Source organism: Pseudophaeobacter sp. A-200-2, from assembly GCF_041008815.1.
Classification (GTDB): Bacteria; Pseudomonadota; Alphaproteobacteria; order Rhodobacterales; family Rhodobacteraceae; genus Phycobacter; species Phycobacter gallaeciensis_A.
On record NZ_JAXGFU010000007.1, the window covers coordinates 159643 to 179067 of the forward strand.

Genomic DNA, 19425 nt, shown 5'->3' on the forward strand with positions numbered 1-19425 from the left:
CGTTGGAAAATTTTCAAAACGAAATCAAGATCTTATATATCCGCCTAAATTTTAGGCATTCATCCAAAACCGGTCGAAAACAAGGGAAAACGCTGGATAGCCCGAAGATATCTTCACACTTATCCACAGGAGTGGTGGATTTGTCCGCTCTTGAAACAGGCTGGGAAACATTGCAGCGACATGCGTAGAATCATATGTGTCAGGACATGATTGATCAGACTTCAGACGCATCGCCCGCGGAACCGCCGCGCAGCGGTTATGCCGTCATTCAGGACTATGTGAAAACGCTGGATTCCTCGCCCGGCGTTTATCGCATGCTCGATGCCGACAGCCGGGTTCTTTATGTGGGCAAGGCGCGCAATCTGAAGGCGCGGGTGTCGAATTACACCCGGCCGGGCAACAGCCCGCGGATCGAACGGATGATCGCGCTGACTACCTCGATGATGTTCCTGACCACGCGGACGGAAACCGAGGCGCTGCTGCTGGAGCAGAATCTGATCAAGCAGCTGAAGCCGAAGTACAACGTGCTGCTGCGCGATGACAAAAGCTTTCCCAATATCTTGGTGTCCAAAGATCACGCCTATCCGCAGATCAAGAAGCATCGGGGCGCCCGCAAGGAAAAGGGCAGCTATTTCGGACCCTTTGCCAGCGCAGGCGCGGTGAACCGAACGCTGAACCAGCTGCAAAAGGCGTTCCTGCTGCGCAACTGCTCGGACGCAATGTTCGAGAGCCGCACGCGCCCCTGTCTGCAATATCAGATCAAGCGCTGCTCGGCCCCATGCACCGGGGAAATCAGCGCCGAGGACTATGCCGCCAGCGTCCGCGATGCCGAACGGTTCCTATCCGGGCGCTCCACCAAGATCCAGGAGGAACTGGCGGAACAGATGATGGCGGCCTCCGAAGCGATGGAGTTCGAGCGCGCGGCCGCCTTGCGCGACCGGATCAAGGCGCTGACACAGGTGCAAACGGCGCAGGGCATCAATCCGCGCGGTGTGGCCGAGGCGGATGTCATCGGTCTGCACATGGAGGGGGGGCAGGCCTGCGTTCAGGTCTTCTTCATCCGGGCGAACCAGAACTGGGGCAATCAGGATTTCTATCCCCGCGTCGATGCCGACAACAGCCCCGCCGAGGTGATGGAGGCCTTCCTTGGCCAGTTCTACAGCAACAAGGAACCGCCGCGGCAGTTGATCCTGTCTGATGATATCGAGAATGGCGATCTGATGGAACAGGCGCTGAGCGAGAAGGCTGGGCGCCGGGTCGAGGTGATGGTCCCGCAACGCGGTGAAAAGACTGAACTGGTCGCTGGTGCCGTGCGCAATGCCCGCGAAAGCCTGGCCCGCCGCATGGCTGAAAGCGCGACGCAGGCCAAGCTGCTGAAGGGGCTGGCGGAGGCCTTCGGCCTAGACGGTCCGCCAAATCGGATAGAGGTCTACGACAACTCGCATATCCAAGGCACCAATGCGGTCGGTGGCATGATCGTCGCGGGCCCCGAGGGGCTGATGAAGAATGCCTATCGCAAGTTCAACATCAAGGGCGATGACCTGGTGCCGGGTGATGACTTTGGCATGATGAAAGAAGTGCTGAACCGCCGGTTCTCTCGCTTGCTTAAAGAGGATCCCGACCGGGAAAAGGGGCTGTGGCCGGATCTTCTGCTGATCGACGGCGGCGCCGGGCAGGTGTCGGCGGTGGCGGAGATCATGGCAGAACACGGCGTGCAGGATATTCCCATGGTCGGCGTCGCCAAGGGGGTGGATCGCGACCACGGCAAGGAAGAGTTCCACCGGCTGGGCGAGAATGCCTTTGCCCTGCAGCGCAACGATCCGGTGCTTTATTTCATTCAGCGTCTGCGGGACGAGGCGCACAGATTTGCCATCGGCACCCATCGGGCCAAACGGGCCAAGGCGATGGGGGCGACACCGCTGGATGAAGTGGCTGGTGTCGGCGCCAGCCGGAAACGTGCACTGCTAGCCCATTTCGGCAGCGCCAAGGCGGTGAGCCGCGCCAATCTGGCTGACCTCAAGGCGGTGGACGGCATTTCCGAGGCGCTGGCAGAGCGGATCTACGACCACTTCCACGCGCAAGGCTAGGCGTCTGATTTTGGGGTAGGGGGGAAACATGCTATTCTGGGCGCGCGTCCCTAGCCGCCCGGAGGAGCCATGGCTGTTTCCCTGACCGTAAAGCCCGTCGCCTACGACACCTATTCTGTGTCCGGAAAGACGCTGCCGGACATTGCTAAAAGCATCAAGAGCAAGGGGCCCAAGGACCCGAACGACAACAAGAAGGTCACCTTTCTTACCACCACGGAGCTGGAGTGCCTCACCGCCAAGGGCAAATACGTGGCGGATGGCAAGGCAAAGGTCGACAAGAAGACCGGCTGGTTCGAGGTCACGACCAAGGTTTCTACGCTGAAGCTGATCCTGCACACCACGGTGCGATGTCCGAAACGCTCGGTCAGCGGCCTGTCACCGCGGGCACTGATCGAATGGTACCGTTTTTATGCCTGTTGCCTCGCGCATGAGGGGGAACATCTGATCAAGGCCAAGAAGGAATGCGAGAAAATCGCCAAGGAACTGGACAAGCTCAAAGGCACCGGGCTGGCCGAAACCGAGGCGGAAGCCCTCAAGCTTGCTCAGGAAGACCTGATGCGGGTCATCAACATCCACATCTTTGACGACCGCAATCGCCTGAACGAGGTGCACCGGAAGTTCGATCATTCCAGTCATCACGGTGAAAAGAAGGGCGCACTTTTGGATACCTCGGTTGGGTGATCGGACCACATTCCCGGCGCAGCGGATCTGCAGCGACACAATTGGTCGCGGCCGGTCTTTGCCGGACCACGTCAAAATTTGATTAAGCCTGCTTTCCACTTGTGAAACAGCCGGATAATGTGCGTCCATGACGTGGACCTTGCCCAATATCCTGACCATCGTGCGGCTGCTGGCTGCACCCGGTCTTGCCATCATGTTTCTCTACTTCAGCCGTCCGCTGGCGGATTGGTTTGCGCTGTTGCTGTTTGTCGGCGCAGCGGTGACCGATTGGTTCGACGGCTATCTGGCGCGTGCCTGGAAGCAGGAGACCAAGATCGGCGCGATGCTGGATCCGATTGCGGACAAGGCGATGGTGGTGATCGCGCTGATGATCCTTGTTGGCTACGCGGCCGAGCATTGGGCGCCTTGGCTGGTGCTGCCCGCGACGGTTATCCTGTTTCGGGAGGTATTCGTCTCTGGCCTGCGGGAATACCTGGGGGATACGGCTGGCACGCTCAAGGTCACCAAACTGGCCAAGTGGAAGACGACGGCCCAGATGACGGCCATCGCCACCCTGTTTTGCCAAGGGGTGTTCGAGCACTATCTGGTGATGTCCTCCTTCGGGATGGATGATGAGCTGCTGGGGCAGATCCTTGCAGGGGAGGTCGAGGATGTAACCGGCCTCAGATGGAAATTCGAAGGCATGGTCTGGACCGGCCGCATCGGGCTGTGGCTGCTGTGGATTGCAGCGGCGCTGACCCTGATCACCGGGGCCGACTATCTGAAAAAGGCCCTGCCATTTCTGAAGGAGACGCGCTGATGGATGTCTTGTATTTTGCCTGGGTGCGTGAACGGATTGGCCTGCCGCGCGAGCGCGTTGAAACGACGGCGGCAACCGTGTCGGATCTGGTCGAGGAATTGCGCGCACGGGAGCCGCGCTATGCGGCGGCCTTTGCCGATATCTCGGCCCTGCGGGTGGCGCTGGATCAGGAGCTTTCCGATTTTGATGCCCCGCTTGACGGTGTTCGGGAAGTAGCCTTTTTCCCGCCGATGACGGGGGGCTAGGCGATGCGCGTTCTGGTGCAGGAAGGCCCCTTTGATCTTGGGTCGGTCACCGAAGCTTTTGCCGATGCAGTGGCCGGGGCCGGGGCTGTGGTGACATTCACTGGCGTCGTGCGCGATGCAGACACCGGCGATATGGCCGCGATGGAGATTGAGCATTATCCCGGCATGACGCAGAAGGCGCTGGAAAAAATCGCCTCCGAGGCGATGACGCGCTGGGATCTTGCGGATGCGCTGGTAATCCACCGCTACGGACGGCTGGAACCCGGAGAGCGCATCATGATGGTCGCAACCGCCGCTCGCCACCGCAAGGACGCCTTTGAGGCGGCCGAGTTCCTGATGGATTACCTGAAGTCCCGCGCCCCATTCTGGAAAAAAGAGGTCCTGCGGGATGGCGAGGCCGAATGGGTCGCCGCCAAGGACGCCGATGAAGACGCGCTGAAGCGCTGGTAATCCGTCACTTCAAGGACATTTAGAGCCTGCATCCGGCCTGCTGGGGGACCCCGGCGGGGAGCTTTCTGCTGTGTACACTTGGGATTTCGACAGGTTTCACGAATTAAAGTAAGTATACATATAATAATTGACACACGGCATCTCTAAAATGTAAGTGGACTTATCAAGTGCCGAGATCGTGGAGGAAAGCGCATGCAATATCACCTGAACGGATTTCGCCCGGGCGATCCCGCGGTGCACACGGACCTGAGACAAAACGGGGGGGATACGGCGCCGTTGCCCGACACGCTGGACGTTCTGATTGTCGGTACCGGCCCCACGGGTCTGGTGCTTGCCAGCCAGCTGGCTGCGTTTTCGGACATCCGCACCGGGATTGTCGAACAACGTGCTGGCCCCATTCAGGTGGGGCAGGCGGATGGGATTGCCTGCCGCTCGATGGAGATGTTCGAGGCGTTTGGCTTCAGCGAGAAGGTTCTGAAGGAATCCTACTGGGTCAATGAAACCTCGTTCTGGCGCCCAGATGCGGAAAACCCCGGCACGATCACCCGCAGTGGCCGTATTCAGGACACCGAGGATGGGCTGTCCGAATTCCCTCATGTGATCCTCAATCAGGCGCGGGTGCATGATTTCTTTCTGGAGACTATGGCCAATGCGCCGATGGCGATGGCGCCCTGGTACAACCAGCGCATCAAGAATCTGACGGTGACCGGAGATGCGGAGTATCCGGTGACCGTAACGCTGGAGAGCACGGAACCCGGCCATGAGGGAGAAACCCATGAGCTGCGGGCAAAATACGTGGTGGGCTGCGATGGCGCCCGCAGCCGCGTGCGCGAGGCGATTGGGCGCAAGCTGACGGGCGACTCCGCCAATCAGGCCTGGGGCGTGATGGATGTTCTGGCCGTCACCGACTTTCCCGACATCCGCATGAAGGCCACCGTGCATTCCGCGGAAGAGGGCAACCTTCTGGTGATCCCGCGCGAAGGCGGCTACATGGTTCGCCTCTATATCGAACTGGACAAGCTGAAAGAGGATGAGCGGGTCGCCAGCCGTAATATCACCCTCGACAAACTGGTCGCGGCGGCGCAGCGGATCCTGCATCCCTATACGCTGGAGGTGAAGGAAACCGCATGGTGGTCGGTCTATGAGATCGGTCAGCGGCTGTGCGACAAGTTCGACGACGTTCCGGCCGAAAACATCGACAGTCAGCTGCCGCGCGTCTTCATCGCCGGGGATGCCTGCCACACGCACAGTCCAAAGGCGGGGCAGGGCATGAACGTCTCCATGCGCGACGGGTTCAATCTGGGCTGGAAGCTGGCCGCTGTCCTGCGCAAGCAGGCGGTGCCCGAAATACTGCACAGCTACTCTGCCGAACGGCAGGGGGTGGCAAAGATGCTGATCGATTTCGACCGCGAGTTCGCCCGCATGTTCAGCGCCAAGCCCAAGACCGGCGATGCTGAGGGCGGCGTCGATCCCGAGGAGTTCCAGAAATATTTCGTGCAGCACGGGCGGTTCACTGCCGGCACGGCCATCCAATACGCGCCCTCGGTTCTGACCGGAGCGGACACCCATCAGGCACTGGCCAGCGGGTTTCCTCTGGGCATGCGGTTCCATTCGGCGCCGGTGATCCGACTGGCGGATGCGCGTCCCCTGCAACTGGGCCATGTGGTGCGGGCCGATGGGCGCTGGCGCCTCTTCGCCTTTGCCGCGGCCGATGACCGGGGACAGGAAGGCGGCGCTTTGCATGCGCTATGTCAGTATCTGGAAAGCGATGCCGCCTCACCTTTGCGGCGCTACACGGCAGAGGGGGCAGATATCGATTCCGTTCTGGATGTGCGCGCGGTGCTGCAGCAGGAGCACCGCAGCCTGACGCCGGGGGACATGCCCTCACTCCTGCGGCCTCTAAAGGGACGCTACGGGCTGCGCGATTACGAGAAGGTCTTCTGCCCGGATCTGAAATCGGGGCAGGATATCTTTGACATGCGCGGTATTGATCGGAGCCAGGGCTGCATGGTGCTGGTGCGTCCGGATCAGCACGTGGCCCAGGTTCTGCCACTGGATGCCCATGAGGCGCTCAGCCAGTTCTTTGACGGCTTCATGATCCCGGCAGCGGGATAAGAGAGACGGAGCTCTGCAGCCCCGTAACGGGGCTGCGGGCCTTATGCCGCTGCGAAATGGCAGGCGACCTGGCTGGCCCCATTGGGTTTCAGGACAGGTTGCTCCTGTCGGCACAGATCCTGCGCCAGCGGGCAGCGGTCCACAAAGGCGCAGCCTTTTGGCGGATTGATCGGGCTGGGCGGATCGCCGGACAGTTTCAGCGGCCGCACATAGCCTTTGGACTTGCGCCGTGCCAGAGAGGGCGCCGCTGCCAGCAGGGCCTGCGTGTAGGGATGTTTCGGACTGTCGAACAGCTCCTCCCGGCTGGCTTGCTCCACGATCTGGCCCAGATACATCACTGCCACATCATCGCAGAGGTGCCGGACCACGCCCAGATCGTGGCTGATGAACAGGTAGGACAGGCCAAGTTCCCGTTTCAGCCGCGCCAGCAGGTTCAGGATCTGCGCTTGAATGGCCACGTCGAGGGCGCTGACAGGTTCGTCACAGACCAGCAGCCGGGGGTTGGTGGTCAGTGCGCGCGCGATGGAAATCCGCTGCCGCTGCCCGCCCGAGAACTGGTGCGGGAAGAGGTTCAGCTGATCAGGGCGCAGGCCGACCAGTTCGAACAGTTCCTTGACCCGGGCCAGACGGCTGTCGGCATCGCCGATATTCATTAGGTCCATCGGCTCGCGCACGATATCCACCACCCGTGCCCGCGGGTTGAGCGAGGAATAGGGATCCTGAAAGATCAGCTGGATATCGCGCCGCCGGGCGCGCATCGCCTCGTCATCCAGTTGCAGCAGGTCTTCACCGTCGAACAGGATCTCGCCCCCAGCCGCAGGTACCAGCCGGATCGTCGACATGGCCGCGGTGGTCTTGCCCGATCCGCTTTCGCCGACAATGCCAAGGGCACGGCCCCGCTCCAGCGTGAAGGACACGCCCCGCACCGCCTCCAGAAAGGGTTGCGGTGCAAAGAGCGAAGGTTTCGGCAGGGCAAAGCGGACCTTCAGATCCCGTACATCCAGAAGCGTTGTCATATCCGGTTCTCCTCGACCGCGTGGCAGGCCGCGGGATGGTGGCCATGGGTGGCCAGAAGCGGCTTTTCACGGGTGCAGCGATCGGTGCGATGGGCGCAGCGATCAGCAAAGGCGCAGCCCGCCCCCAGCAAATGCAGCGGCGGCACCACGCCGGGGATTTCCGCCAAGGTCTCCGGCATATCGCCTTTGCCAAGGGCCGGGATGCAGGAGATCAGCCCTCGCGCATAGGGGTGTTGCGGATAGTCCAGCACATCGTCGGCGCTGGCTTCCTCGATGACCCGCCCGGCGTACATGACCGCCACCCGGTCCGCCATTTCACTGATTGCGCCCATGTCGTGGGTGATCAGGATGATGGCGGAGCCGAAATCGCGCTGGATTTCGTTCAGCAGGTCAAAGATCTGCGCCTGCACCGTCACATCCAGCGCGGTTGTCGGCTCATCCGCGATCAGCACTTTTGGGCGGCAGCTTACGGCCATGGCGATCATCACCCGCTGGCGCATGCCGCCAGACAGTTGGTGCGGATAATCCCGCGCCCGTGCGTCGGGCGACGGGATACCGACCCGGTCCAGCAGCGCCACCGCATCCCGCAGGGCCTGATCGCGGCTGACGTTCTGGTGCAGCATAATGGCCTCGGCAATCTGATCCCCGACAGTGAACACCGGGTTGAGCGAGGTCATTGGCTCCTGAAAGATCATCGCCATTTCCGAGCCGCGCAGGGCACGCATCCGGGATTCAGAGGCACGGGTCAGATCCTCACCATTGAGGTGGATCGCGCCACCGGCGATGCGGCCGGGCGGGGTTGGGATCAGCCCCATGACCGACAGGGCGGTGATGGATTTTCCGCAGCCGCTTTCGCCCACCACGCCCAGGGTTTCACCGGCGCTGACATGCATCGAAATGCTGTCCAGCGCGGTGACTTCGCCATAGCGGGTATTGAAGGTGACGCGCAGGTCTTCGATTTCGAGAAGGTGGTTCATCGTTCCCTCAGCTTTGGATTGAAGGCATCGTTGAGCCCGTCTCCGATCAGGCTGACGGCAAAGACGGTAAAGAAGATCGCAAGCCCCGGGAAAGTGACCGGCCACCAGGCGTCCAGAATGTATTCGCGGTTGGCTCCGATCATCAGGCCCCAGCTCATGACATTTGGATCGCCAAGTCCAAGGAAGCTCAGCCCTGCTTCGAAGAGGATCGCGACTCCCACAGTCAGCGTGGCTGAGACGATCAGCGGCGGCAGGGCGTTGGGCAGGATCACGGTCCAGATGATGCGTTTGTCCCGGGCGCCAATCGCACGGGCGGCGGTGACGTACTCAAGGTTCTTGATCTTCAGGAACTCGGCCCGTGTCAGGCGCGCGGTCTGCGGCCAGCTAACCACCCCAATGGCAAAGGCGATGGTGAACAGGGTGGGCGACAGCAGCGTCACCAGCACCATGGCAAACAAAAGGGCAGGCAGCACTTGAAAGAACTCGGTGACGCGCATCAAGAGGTTGTCGACCCAGCCGCCATAGTACCCGGCCAAGGCGCCCATCGCGATGCCGATCACCATGGTGATCGCAGCCGCAACCGCCCCGACCGCCAGGGTCGGCCCGCCCCCGGTCAGCATGCCCGCAATGATGTCTCGGCCCAGATAGTCGGTGCCAAGGGGAAACTCGGGCGTCACCCCGGGCGGTTCATGCGGAGCCCAGACGATGTCGAAGGGATCGCCGCTGTAAAAGAAGGTGCCGTATAGCGTCGCGCCGATGATTAGGGTCAGCAGCACCACCCCGAACAAGGCCGGAATGTTGCGGCGGAACATCCGCCAGGCTTCCAGTGCCGGGCTTTGGGCCTGATGCTCGGTCGCAGACGTGTCGGTTGCGGTGTTGTCGGACATCAGCTTTTCTCCCTCAGTCGCGGATCGGCCAGCCGGTAGCTCATGTCCGTCAGGATATTGGCGATCACCACCATGGCGCTGGCAAAGAACAGGACCCCCATGATGGTTGGGTAATCGCGGCGCAGGATGGAATCGAAGGCCAGCCGCCCCATGCCGGGCCAGTTGAACACGGTCTCCACCAGCAGCGCGCCCGAGATCAGGTTGCCGAATTGCAGGCCGGCCACCGTCAGGATCGGCAGGGCCGCGTTGCGCAGCGCATGTTTGAACAGGATCGAGCGCTGCGAGGCGCCCTTGGCCTTGGCGGTGCGAATGTAATCGGATCCCAGCACCTCAAGCATCGAGGCACGCGACAGCCGGGCGTATTGCGCCAGATAGATGATGGCGAGCGTAAAGGCCGGAAGGGCGAGGTGATGCAGCACGTCCAGCGCCTGCACAAAGATCCCCGCATCGCGCAGCTTGACCGATTGCATGCCTTCGACAGGGAAGATCGGCAAAACGCTGGCAAAGAGGATGATCAGCATGATGCCGGTCCAGAACACCGGTACCGCATATCCTATGGTGGCAAAGACCGAGACGAAGGCGCTCATTATCCCATTGGGTTTGCGCGCGGCAATTACGCCGAGGAACACCCCGATGATGATCGACAGGACCTGAGCCGTGACCACCAACAGGATGGTCGGCAGGATGCGCTGGGCGATCAGGGTGGCAACAGGCTGGTTGAAGAAGAAACTTTCGCCAAGGTCGCCTGTCACCACATTGCCGACATAGATGCCCAGCTGCGTGATCAGCGGCTTGTTCAGTCCGTATTCTTCGCGGATGCTTTCCAGCATCTCTTCGGTGGCGCCGCCCATTTCCCCGGCAATCACCACTGCCGGATCACCCGGCGCCAGGCGGATCAGCAAGAAGTTCAGGACCACCACACCCAGCATCAGGACCAGCCCATAGCCAATCCGGCGTATCAAAAACGAAGCATTCATTACATGTCCCCGGCAGAAAGAAAGAGGGCGGGCGCCAGTATTCTGTTTGTCGGCGCCCGCCGGTTCAGCCGATCAGGCCCGGGCTCATTCGCCCCAGGAGACCATGTCCATCGGGTGCATGGTGCCCCAAATGCCAGTGGGAACGTTCATCAGTTTCTTGTCGTAGGCCGTGTGATAGGGAAGCGCGTTGATCCAGTAGACCGGCAGGTCCTTTGCGACGATCTGCTGGAACTCGGCATAAAGCTCCTTACGCTTGGTCGGATCGCTTTCGATGGCGGCGGCGTTCAGCAGTTCATCGACCTTTGCATTGGCGTATTGCTGGGTGTTGGACCAGATCACGCCTTGGCGAATGTTGTCGCTGAGATAAGTACGGTGCACCCCGATTACCGGGTCGCCCCAGTTGAACACGATATCCATCGTCAGTTCAAAGTCATGGCCGCCAACCCGGCCGGCCCAGGTCGGGAAATCTGGCGCGGCGCGCACGGTGACGGCAATACCGATCTTCTTCAGCTGCGATTTCATGTATTCGGCAATCGACTGCTGCTGTTCCTTGGGGCCGGGGATGAAATCAATGGTCAGTTCCATCCCGTCAGCAAACCCGGCTTCGGCCATCAGGGCCTTTGCCTTGTCCAGATCGGCATCATAGGCGGGGATGCTCTCGTCAAAGAAGGGCGAGCTTTCGATGATCGGACCCCGTTGCGGCGTGGAAACGCCTCTGTGCAACGCCTTGGTGATGAAGTCGCGATCCACCGCATAGGCAATCGCCTGACGCACCCGCACGTCGCTCAGCTTGGGGGAGGCGGTGTTGAAGGCCAGCCAGTTGAGCGGACCAACCGCAGCATAGCCTTCGGCGGTGACACCCAGATGGTCGGCTTTTTCAAGGCGGCGGATTTCCTGGCTGCCGGCCATGAAGGGGTACATATCCGCTTCGCCGTTTTCCATCGCGATCAGCAACGCCGAGGGATCCTTGATGATGCGGACGATGATCTCATCCAGCTTGGGGCGCCCGTCGAGGAAGAAATTCGGGTTCTTCTTCAGAACGATGGCCTCGCCTGCTTTGAATTCCTCCAGCATGAAGGGGCCGGAGCCGACGGGTTTGGAATTCATCGGGTGGGATTTGATGTCCTGCCCATCGTCGAATACGTGCTTGGGCAGGACCGGAGCCAGCGCGGGCGACAGCGCCAGCAGCAGCGCCGGGTGCGGATTGCTGAGGTTGATCACAACCGTATGCGCATCTGGCGTGTCGATGCTTTCGACCGGTGCGAACATGGATTTAAAAGGGTGGTTTTCCTTTGTGGTCAGGATGGAATAGGCCACATCTTCCGAGGTGATCGGCTCTCCGTCGTGAAAGGTGGCATTGTCGACCAGGTTCAGCGTGACGGTCAGGCCGTCCTCGGAGGTTTCCCAACTTTTCGCCAGATAGGGCTGCGGCTCCCAGTTTTCGTCATAACGGATGGGCGAGGCAAAAATCTGCGTCGACGGCACGGCGGTTGCGATGCCCGATTGCACCGCGCCGTTCAGGTGTCGCGGCACCTGACTGGAGGCGATGACCAGCGTGCCACCGTCGGCAAATGCGGGCAGGGCGGTAGAGGATAGTGCGGCAAATGCGGCCGCGCCCAAGAGGCGTGACATGAGTTTCATCTGGATCTCCCTGATCGTTTTTTTGCTGTTTCAATCAGGCTAGTCTCGCTCACTCGTCTCAGAAAACAGTCTTTTGCAGGGGTGAAAGTCTCATTTTTTAGCGGAAGATGTGAACAGAGGAGGGTGTTTCCTGCGGGTTAGAAAACAGTAAATCATCAAAATCCCCGCGCTCCGCCACCTCGCGGCAGGAGGCCAGAACCGATTTCACGATGGCAGATTTTTGTGACGCAGGCGTGTAAGCCACTCCATATTGTGGTGATTCCAGATCGCCCTTGATCGGGCGGGCGACATAGCCGCTTTGTCCGACGCGGTCGTTAGGGCCGCAGATATTCATCAGCGCATAGCCAAAGTTCGCTGCAACAAGCCCCCGCAGGACAGACGAGCTTTTGGTGGTATGCGCAATATTCGGGCGCAAGCCCCGGGCTTCGAAAAGGCTGCAAAAATAGGCACGTGTCCCCGGTAGGTCCAGAAGGATCATCGGCAGTTCCGCCAGATCCTGAAGATCGACCTCCGGCTTTTGGGCCAAGGGTGACTCGTCGGGGATCAGGGCAATCGGTGTGGCCCGGAACATCGGAATGAAAGGCTGCGCCTCCGGCGTGGTGCGCCGGTAGGTCAGCGCCACATCAATGGCGCCGGAGCTCAGCAGATCAGCAATCGACTGCATGTCGCCCTCTTTCAGCTCGATACTGATTGACGGGTAGTCTTCGGAAATCCGCTTCAGGATCGGCGGCAGCACATAAGGTGCGGTCGGGGCATAACAACCCATTCGCAGGGTCCCTGCCAGATCACCGGTCAGGGACATCAGATCCGATTCAAAAATCCTGGATTGTTCAAGAAACTCCTGAACCCGCTCGCCTACGGCCAGCCCGCTGCTGGTTGGGACGATCCCGCGCGCGGGCAGCCGCCGCAAGAGTTCAGTGCCCGTCGTTTGCTCGATCATGTCGATGGCTGCGGTGATCGAGGATTGCGAAATATTCATCTCGACAGCGGCCCGTGCGATGGAGCCGGTCCGCAGCGCCGCATCGAAGTAGCGAAGTTGTTTGAGCGTGAAACGCATAGCAATTCCTGCATTTTTTGCGGGTTACCTCGACAGTAATTACATTTTTCCAATGTTCAAAGCTTGGATATCCCAAAGGGGAACCCAAAGGTGCTCCATGTCAAAAATCACTGTTTTCAAAGCAAAAAAAATCATCACTCAGGATCCGAACACTCCGGTAGCGACCCATGTCGCGGTGCAGGACGGCAAAATTCTGGCCGTTGGCGATGCCGATTGCGCGCAGCAATGGGGCTCGGTTGAACGTGATGACAGCCTTAGCGGGGCGGTCCTGATGCCCGGTTTTGTCGAAGGTCATGCCCATATGATGGCAGGGGCGATGTGGAACTATGCCTATGCCGGATATCACGACCGGATCGACCCCGACGGGCGTATGTGGTCGGGCATGACGGACATTGGCGAGGTGATTTCCGGCCTCACGGAGTACGCCGGATCTCTGGGTGAGGACGTGCCACTGATCGGCTGGGGATTTGATCCGATTTTCTTGCCCACTGAGCGGCTGAACCGGCACCATCTGGATGAGATCAGCACCACCCGCCCGATTGCCATCATCTATTCCAATTTCCACCTGATGTGCGTGAACTCAAAGGCGCTGGAACTGGCGGGATACAGCTGGGAGACCAATGCCGAGGGGGTTCTAAAGGGTCCCGACGGCAGCCCGACCGGCGAGTTGCAGGAGATGGCAGCAATGTTCCCAGTAATGCGTCGGCTTGGCATCGATTTCCGCAGCTTAGCCCAGCAGGCGCCATCGATCCGGACCTATGGTGAGGTCGCCAAACGCGCCGGGGTTACCACTATCGCAGATCTCTTCTCTACCATGGAAGACAGCGATCTGGATGTCATGCTCGAGGTGACGGGCGCACCGGATTTCCCGGTCCGCATCGTGCCTGCGCAGGGGGCAATGGGGGCAACGCCCGAACAGATCGCCGCCCGGGCCAAGGATCTGGGCACCCGCTCCACCGACAAGCTGCGCCTTGGGGCGGTCAAGCTGATGACCGATGGTTCGATCCAGGGCTGGACCGCGCGGGTGAAATGGCCCGGCTACGTGGGCGGACAGCCTAATGGCATCTGGAACACTGCACCCGATCAGATCTACGCCCTGTGCGAAGTGATGCAGCGTGAAGGCGTGCAGATGCATATCCACGTCAACGGCGACGAAGCTTCGCAGGTCGCCATCGACGCCATCGAGGCGGCTCTGCGCCGGGCGCCCGGGCAGGGGCATCGCCACGTGCTGCAACATTGCCAGATGATGGGGCGTGATCAGTTCGAACGCTGCGCGGAGCTGGGGATCTGCACCAATATCTTTGCCAATCATATCTGGTACTTCGGGGATCAGCACGCAGAGGCAACCATTGGTGAGGATCGCGCCACGCGGATGGATGCCTGCCGGACCGCGCTGGACGCAGGTGTGCACATGACGATCCATTCCGATGCGCCGGTAACGCCGCTGGCGCCGCTGTTCACCGCATGGTGCGCCGTCAATCGCCAGACCATGAGCGGGCGTACTTTGGGCGCGGCGCAACAGATCACGGTGGAAGAGGCGCTTCATGCCATCACTCTTGGCGCGGCCTATACGCTGCGGCTTGATGATGAGATCGGCAGTATCGAGACCGGCAAGAAAGCCGATTTCGCAGTGCTGGGGGAGGACCCGACCGCGGTGGACCCGATGGCGCTGAAGGACGTGCCGGTTCTGGGCACGGTGTCGGGCGGTCAGGTGCATCTGCTGTGACCCGCCATGATTGACAGCCGCCTGCCAATGACCGTGATCGGGGGGTACCTCGGCGCGGGCAAGACCACGCTGATCAACCGCCTTCTGTCGGCGCCGCATGGCCAGCGTCTGATGGTTCTGGTCAATGATTTCGGCGCCATCAATATCGATGCCGAACTGCTGCACAGTGCCGATGAGGACACGCTGACCCTGACCAATGGCTGTGTCTGCTGCACCATGGGCGCGGACCTTTTCATGGCGATTGCCGATGTGCTCGACCGCAATCCGCGCCCGGATCACCTGATCGTCGAGGCCAGCGGCATTGCTGATCCGCAAAAGATTGCCAATGCCGCCGTGGCAGAGCCAGAGATGCGTTTTGGCGGCATCGTGACCGTGGTCGATGCAGGCAGCTATCAGAGCCTTTCCAGCGATACATTGATCGGCCCGCAGATCCGCGATCAGGTGGCTTGCGCTGATCTGGTGCTGGTCAGCAAGACCGAAGAAATACCGGCTGCTGTGGCCCTTGGGCTGGCCGCCGACAGCCGGTCGGCCCCGGTTCTGCTGAGCGATGCAGACCATGTGGCCGAACTGCTGCTGTTGCAGCCGGACCCCGCCAGCAAGCCGCAGCGGAGGACACGGCCACACCCGGATTACATGCATTGGCACCACAGTGCGGATATCGTTCTCAGCCGGGAGGAACTCGCCCGGATCGTTGAGACCCGCCCACCCGGCTTGTTCCGGATCAAGGGGTTCGTGCGTGGCAGGCCGGGGCGGGGCTGGCTTATTCAGGTGGTTGGGCAGGACGTTAGCATTACTCCGGCTGACGTGCCCGGTGACACGCATCTGGTCGGGATCGGCCTCTCCGCTCAGGTCACGGTGCAGGACTGTGAGGTATGGTGGCAGGGGGCAGAGCAGCTCTCTGCGGCACCTGCCAAGGCGGATTGAGGTCGATCAAGGACAGCGCAGCCCGCCCCTAGTATTCCTGTATCCACATTCGGTTCATAGCCAGCGAATGCGGATACGGGCATGCGACAGGAGGCGGCTGCAATGACGCTTTTCAAAGATCGAACAGATGCGGGGCAGGCCCTTGCGGCCGAACTGTCTGGCAAAGGGTATCAAGACCCGGTGATCCTTGCGCTGCCGCGCGGCGGCGTTCCGGTTGCGGCCGAAGTTGCGCGCGCGCTGAATGCCCCGATGGATCTGATCATGGTCCGCAAGATCGGCGCTCCTGAGCAACCCGAACTCGCTGTGGCGGCAGTGGTGAACGGCTCGGAGCCACAGATTGTCACAAACCAGGAAATCGCCAGATCCTTTGGCCTTGCGGCGGCGGATATCAAACGGATGTCACAGCCCCGGCTGGAGGAAATCAGGCGCCGCCGGGACGTCTATCTGAAAGGGCGCAAGCAGGTGCCGCTTAGGGGGCGGACGGCGATTGTCGTGGATGATGGCATCGCCACCGGGGCCACGGTCCGGGCTTCGCTGCGGGCCGTGCGTGCGCGCAAACCGGCGCGTTTGGTACTGGCGGTGCCGGTGGCGCCGCGCGATGTCGCCGAGAGTTTGCGCAACGAAGTAGATGAGCTGATCTGTCTGAAAATGCCTTTTCCTTTCGGTTCAATTGGGCGCTTCTACAGCGATTTTTCGCAGACCTCGGATGGAGAGGTCGTCCGCCTTTTGGATGCGGCGGCCAAGGCAGCCTCCGCAGAAACGCCCTGAGACAGGGCCAAGGCAACGCGTCCGGTGGTCCCGTCAAGGATCGTATCTGCCCGCGTTTTCACCCAAGGCTTGTGTCTGGGCACTGGCGGGGTGATCGCAAGTATGCCACCTTTCCCACACCCATGCTGAACCAAATCAGGAGCTTGCATGTCTGATACGGCACTGTCGCCCGATGAACTGAGACGGGTCTGCGATCCGACGGAGTTCGAGTTTGCAACCACCGCCGATCTTGAGCCGCTTGAAGGGCCGCTGGGGCAGGGCCGGGGAATGGAGGCGATCCGCCTGTCGGCGCAGATGAAACACCGCAGGTTCAATCTTTATGTGCAAGGCCCAAGGGGCAGTGGCCGTAAATCCGCCGTGCTGCGCGTGTTGGAGGAAGAGGCCGCCAGCCGCCCCATTCCAAAGGACTGGGTCTATGTGCAGAACTTTGAGGACGCCGATCAGCCCAACGCCATTTGTCTGCCGCGTGGGCAGGGCGTGCGGCTGCGCAACGCGATGGCCCGGCTGCTTGAGGAGTTGGCCAATCATATCCCGGCGCTGCTGGTGTCCGAAGACTACCAGAACAAGCGGATGGCGCTGGAGCAGGATTACAATGCGCGGCGCGAAGAGGCCTTTGATGCGCTGCGTCAGAAGGCCGAAGCCAGGAATGTCGCGATCCTGAGTACGCCGATGGGGTTTTCCCTGGCCGCAAAACGCGACGATGAGATCGTCAAACCGGAGGTGATCGAAAAGCTGCCCGAAGAAGAGCGGATACAGATCCGCGACGCGGTTGCGGAAATTCAGAGCGAGCTGGAGGATTTCCTTCTGGACCAGCCCGAACTGGAGCGGGAACAGCGCGATGCGTTGACCCGGCTCAATGCGGAAATGGCGCGGATCGCAGTGGATGCCGCCGTCGACAGGGCCTGTCGCGGTTTTGTCGAGATCGACGAGCTTGGTCCGTATTTCACGGCCCTGCGGGATGATCTGGTGGCCCATGCGGATCTGTTCCTGTCACTGGACCTGGGGCGCTCCAAGGCGCCGTTTCCCGCCGGGCTGGCTGCCTTGCGCGAGGATCCGCAGTTTCACCGGTATCATGTCAATGTTGTGGTGACCCATGAGGGAGATGCGGACCGGGCGCCGGTAGTTGAGGAAAGCCTGCCGACGCTGGCCAATCTGACCGGGCAGATCGACTACATGGCGATGCAGGGTGTGCTGGTCACCGATTTTACCCAGATCAAACCGGGGGCATTGCATCGGGCAAACGGGGGATTTCTGGTGCTGGACGCCCGCCGGGTGCTGGCGGAACCCCTGGCCTGGGATGCGCTGAAACGCTGTTTGGAAACAGAGGCGGTCCATGTGATCACCCCGGGTGAACGGCTGGGGCTGATTTCGACCACCACGATGAAACCCGAACCGATCCCGCTGGATGTGCGGGTTGTGCTGGTTGGGGATCGTATGCTGCACATGCTGCTGGCGGAATACGATCCGGATTTTGACAAGTTCTTCCGCGTGACCGCTGATTTCGGGCCTGACATGGTGCGCGATGCGGACAGTATTGCGCTGTTTGCCCGCCGGGTTGCGGCGCTGGTGAAGGAAGAGGCGCTGCGCCCGGTGACCGCTGATGGTGTGGCGGCGCTGATCGATGCCGCCTCGCGCGCCTCGGCGGATCAGGAAAAGCTGAGCCTTCGGATCGAGACCTTGTGGGATACCCTGCGTGAAGGCAATCACTACGCCCGCCAGGGGGGGACTGAGGCCATTTCGGCAAAACATGTAAATGGCGCCATAACTGCCGCCGAAGAACGCCGTGGTCTGATCCGCGACCGGATGCGCGAGATGATCGCGCGGGAGCAGATCCTGATTTCCACTCGGGGCAGTGAAATCGGTCAGATCAACGGGCTGACCGTTTCGGCGCTGGGCGAAGAAAGCTTTGGCGCGCCGGTGCGGATCACCGCCCGCGTTCGCGTAGGGTCCGGACGTGTTGTCGATATCGAGCGCGAGGCCAAGCTGGGCGGTCCGATCCATTCCAAGGCGGTGCTGATCCTCTCTGGCTATCTGGCGGCGCGCTATGTGCCGGACGCACCCCTGTCGCTTTGGGCCAGCCTCGTTTTCGAGCAAAGCTATGGCGGCGTCGAAGGCGACAGCGCGTCGTTGGCAGAACTCTGCGCCCTGATGTCGGCCCTTGCCGAGGTGCCAATCTCACAGTCCTTCGCGGTGACCGGATCGGTGAACCAGATGGGCGATGTCCAACCCATTGGCGGCGTGAATGAGAAGATCGAAGGGTTTTTCGAGGTCTGCCGTACCGAGGGGCTGACAGGCCGTCAGGGGGTTCTGATCCCGCGCAGCAATGTGGAGAACCTCATGTTGAAACCCGAGGTGGTGGAGGCAGTGCGCGCCGGGCAGTTCCAGATCCACGCGGTCAGCCATGTGGATGAGGCCATCGAACAGCTGACCGGCCTGCCTGCCGGGCTGCGCGATCTGCACGGTGCCTTTGAAGACGGGTCGGTCAATGCCAATATAGAGGTCAAACTGCTGGATTTCGCACAGACGCGCGCTGCCATGGGGGGATCATACGAGGCGCCGAACTCTCCGGATCCAGAGGACTGATCCCGGAAGGTCAGGACGCGCTACGCGTCATTTCCATTGCATTTCGGCCCCGGTCAGAGAAATCAGCAACGTATCTTGCGGCATCTGGCCAAGGCCTTCGAACATCTTGATATAATTGAGGTTCGAGTGAATTTCGGCGATCTTGTCGTCTTTAATCCGGAACATCATCTGGCCGTCAAAATCAAAAGGCGGGCGTGTGGGGTGTTTCGTGACAGCTACCGTGAAACAGGTGATTACCCAGTCGCCTAGCTCTTCGAAGACGGAAAAGGACACCTCTGGTGTGCATTCAAGGCGCGCTTTCAGGGCCGAGACGATGTCGATGGGCCTGAAATCCTTGTCTGCCAGATTGGACACCGGGCCACTCGCCTTTGCACCGGTTGAAAACATCTCGTCCTGTATTTGGTCGTTGTTCCGGTACCAGATTTCCTCGAACCAAAACCGCACCAACTCTGCCTTGCTTCCCACCAGTTATTCACCTGTTTAGAGTTCCCG

General features: G+C 60.8%; 17 protein-coding genes. 10 read left to right on the forward strand and 7 right to left on the reverse strand.

Annotation, left to right across the window (positions count from 1 at the left end; all coding sequences use genetic code 11):
- Window positions 1-206: 206 nt before the first annotated feature.
- The 6 genes from uvrC to SM766_RS12370 all read left to right on the forward strand — a co-directional run bounded on the left by uvrC (window position 207) and on the right by SM766_RS12370 (window position 6377).
- The gene (gene uvrC / locus SM766_RS12345) at window positions 207-2087 is read left to right on the forward strand and encodes an excinuclease ABC subunit UvrC (protein WP_368947960.1); all 1881 of its coding nucleotides are present in this window, start codon (window positions 207-209) and stop codon (window positions 2085-2087) included.
- 69 nt (window positions 2088-2156) lie between these two features.
- Complete coding sequence (locus SM766_RS12350; RefSeq protein WP_368947961.1) at window positions 2157-2768, forward strand: DUF922 domain-containing protein; 612 nt, start codon at window positions 2157-2159, stop codon at window positions 2766-2768.
- A gap of 127 nt (window positions 2769-2895) precedes the next feature.
- The gene (gene pgsA, locus SM766_RS12355) at window positions 2896-3567 is read left to right on the forward strand and encodes a CDP-diacylglycerol--glycerol-3-phosphate 3-phosphatidyltransferase (protein ID WP_065271245.1); all 672 of its coding nucleotides are present in this window, start codon (window positions 2896-2898) and stop codon (window positions 3565-3567) included.
- Complete coding sequence (gene moaD / locus SM766_RS12360) at window positions 3567-3812, forward strand: molybdopterin converting factor subunit 1 (RefSeq protein WP_368947962.1); 246 nt, start codon at window positions 3567-3569, stop codon at window positions 3810-3812. The genes pgsA and moaD overlap by 1 nt, the downstream gene beginning before the upstream one ends.
- Before the next feature lie 3 nt (window positions 3813-3815).
- Window positions 3816-4262, forward strand: coding sequence for a molybdenum cofactor biosynthesis protein MoaE (locus SM766_RS12365; RefSeq protein WP_368947963.1), 447 nt, complete (start codon window positions 3816-3818; stop codon window positions 4260-4262).
- Between the two features lie 192 nt (window positions 4263-4454).
- Window positions 4455-6377, forward strand: a complete 1923-nt coding sequence (locus tag SM766_RS12370) for an FAD-binding monooxygenase (protein WP_368947964.1) — start codon at window positions 4455-4457, stop codon at window positions 6375-6377.
- A 41-nt stretch (window positions 6378-6418) separates the two neighbouring features.
- On the opposite strand, the gene SM766_RS12375 is transcribed toward SM766_RS12370, so the two are convergent.
- The 6 genes from SM766_RS12375 to SM766_RS12400 all read right to left on the reverse strand — a co-directional run bounded on the left by SM766_RS12375 (window position 6419) and on the right by SM766_RS12400 (window position 12932).
- Window positions 6419-7393 (reverse strand): ABC transporter ATP-binding protein, encoded by a 975-nt coding sequence (locus SM766_RS12375; RefSeq protein WP_274834840.1) that lies wholly within the window; start codon window positions 7391-7393, stop codon window positions 6419-6421.
- Window positions 7390-8370: an ABC transporter ATP-binding protein gene (locus SM766_RS12380; RefSeq protein ID WP_368947965.1), complete on the reverse strand. Its 981-nt coding sequence runs from the start codon at window positions 8368-8370 to the stop codon at window positions 7390-7392. The genes SM766_RS12375 and SM766_RS12380 overlap by 4 nt, the downstream gene beginning before the upstream one ends.
- Window positions 8367-9257, reverse strand: coding sequence for an ABC transporter permease (locus SM766_RS12385; RefSeq protein WP_368947966.1), 891 nt, complete (start codon window positions 9255-9257; stop codon window positions 8367-8369). Before SM766_RS12385 ends, SM766_RS12380 begins: the two co-directional genes overlap by 4 nt.
- The gene (locus SM766_RS12390) at window positions 9257-10234 is read right to left on the reverse strand and encodes an ABC transporter permease (RefSeq protein WP_368947967.1); all 978 of its coding nucleotides are present in this window, start codon (window positions 10232-10234) and stop codon (window positions 9257-9259) included. Before SM766_RS12390 ends, SM766_RS12385 begins: the two co-directional genes overlap by 1 nt.
- A gap of 84 nt (window positions 10235-10318) precedes the next feature.
- Window positions 10319-11875, reverse strand: a complete 1557-nt coding sequence (locus SM766_RS12395; protein ID WP_274866731.1) for an ABC transporter substrate-binding protein — start codon at window positions 11873-11875, stop codon at window positions 10319-10321.
- Window positions 11876-11972: 97 nt separating this feature from the next.
- Entirely contained in the window at window positions 11973-12932 is a 960-nt protein-coding gene (locus tag SM766_RS12400) for a LysR family transcriptional regulator (RefSeq protein WP_065271236.1), read from the reverse strand.
- A gap of 97 nt (window positions 12933-13029) precedes the next feature.
- Between SM766_RS12400 and SM766_RS12405 the strand changes: the two genes are divergently transcribed.
- The 4 genes from SM766_RS12405 (at window position 13030) to SM766_RS12420 (ending at window position 18933) form a co-directional block, all read left to right on the forward strand.
- Window positions 13030-14658 carry an amidohydrolase gene (locus SM766_RS12405; protein ID WP_368947968.1) on the forward strand — a complete coding sequence of 543 codons (1629 nt, stop codon included), beginning with the start codon at window positions 13030-13032 and terminating at the stop codon, window positions 14656-14658.
- A gap of 6 nt (window positions 14659-14664) precedes the next feature.
- Complete coding sequence (locus SM766_RS12410) at window positions 14665-15582, forward strand: CobW family GTP-binding protein (protein ID WP_368947969.1); 918 nt, start codon at window positions 14665-14667, stop codon at window positions 15580-15582.
- A 102-nt stretch (window positions 15583-15684) separates the two neighbouring features.
- Entirely contained in the window at window positions 15685-16350 is a 666-nt protein-coding gene (locus tag SM766_RS12415) for a phosphoribosyltransferase (RefSeq protein ID WP_368947970.1), read from the forward strand.
- 147 nt (window positions 16351-16497) lie between these two features.
- Window positions 16498-18933 carry a Lon protease family protein gene (locus tag SM766_RS12420; protein WP_368947971.1) on the forward strand — a complete coding sequence of 812 codons (2436 nt, stop codon included), beginning with the start codon at window positions 16498-16500 and terminating at the stop codon, window positions 18931-18933.
- A gap of 27 nt (window positions 18934-18960) precedes the next feature.
- Here the strand turns inward: SM766_RS12420 and SM766_RS12425 are convergent, their stop codons facing one another.
- Window positions 18961-19398, reverse strand: a complete 438-nt coding sequence (locus SM766_RS12425; RefSeq protein ID WP_368947972.1) for a hypothetical protein — start codon at window positions 19396-19398, stop codon at window positions 18961-18963.
- Window positions 19399-19425 lie beyond the last annotated feature (27 nt).